Source organism: Polynucleobacter sp. 39-46-10 (assembly GCF_002282275.1).
Window position 1 is genome coordinate 1 of record NZ_NCJB01000574.1, and the last position, 1,001, is coordinate 1,001.

Below are 1,001 nucleotides of genomic sequence, written 5' to 3' on the forward strand. Positions count from 1 at the left end.
AATTGCTGAATTGGCATCAGCCATCTTTAGGGTATCAGCTAGAGGCATAGCCAAAAGGCCGCCCTCACCAGCTTGAGTTACGGCGTGAATCAACCTCTGAATGAGCTCAGGAGAAATTCCTGGTCGTGCTGCATCGTGGACTAAAACCCAGTCATTCCCTGGAACGCCCGCCTTGAGCATAGCTGCAAGGGTGTTTCTGACGGTTTCTTGACGAGTTGGGCCACCAGTTGCAAGAAATTGAATAGATGCGGATTTATTGGAAAGTGAGCCTAAGATGGGGTTATCGATAAAACCCGGGCTAACCCCCACCCAAATGGAGGCAATCTCTGGGGTAGCAGCAAAGGCATTTAAGGCATAAGCCAGCATGGGTTTGCCTGCCAACTCCTGAAACTGTTTTGGTAAAGATCCACCAAGCCTTGATCCTGTGCCGGCCGTGGGTAACACAGCGTGGCATTGCGGTAAAGCCTGAGAAGATAGGTTTCCAGCGTGCATACCTGATTCTATAATGAGGTCAGATGTCTGATGCATTAAAACTAGCACCCCCCATACCTGCACCGCGGGCTGGGCAGCGCTTTACCTTTTCAGGCTTGGTTGGGTCTTCTGATGCTGCATTAATTGCCCAATCTGCCCTTCGATATCGATCTGAATTCTCCGTCATGGTAATTTTCTGTGCTCAAGCACAGGAAGCACAGCGTCTCTTAGAAGAAATCCCCGCTTTTGCGCCGCAACTGAAGACGCGCCTGTTGCCCGATTGGGAAATCCTGCCTTATGACCACTTCTCACCACATCAGGATTTGGTCTCCGAACGTTTGGCTACCCTTTATGAATTACTCAACGGCAGCTGCGACATTGTCTTGGTGCCGATTACTACAGCACTGCAAAAATTAGGGCCACCAAATTTCCTATCGGGCCACACCTTCTTTTTTAGACAAGGTGACAAGCTCAATGAGGCTGCACTAAAACTTCAGTTACAACAGGCTGGTTACGACCCTGTCAGCTCC

1 protein-coding gene and 1 pseudogene are annotated in these 1,001 nt (G+C 49.9%); one reads left to right on the forward strand and one right to left on the reverse strand.

Annotated features, from left to right (window positions below; translation table 11 throughout):
- Nucleotides 1–492, reverse strand: a 492-nt coding sequence (locus B7X71_RS17835) for a 2-C-methyl-D-erythritol 4-phosphate cytidylyltransferase (RefSeq protein WP_293601722.1), incomplete at its 3' end; no start/stop codon positions are given.
- Between the two features lie 23 nt (nt 493–515).
- On the opposite strand from B7X71_RS17835, the pseudogene B7X71_RS17840 reads away from it, so the two are divergent.
- Nucleotides 516–1,001 (forward strand): annotated as a pseudogene (locus tag B7X71_RS17840) (transcription-repair coupling factor); the annotation flags it as partial.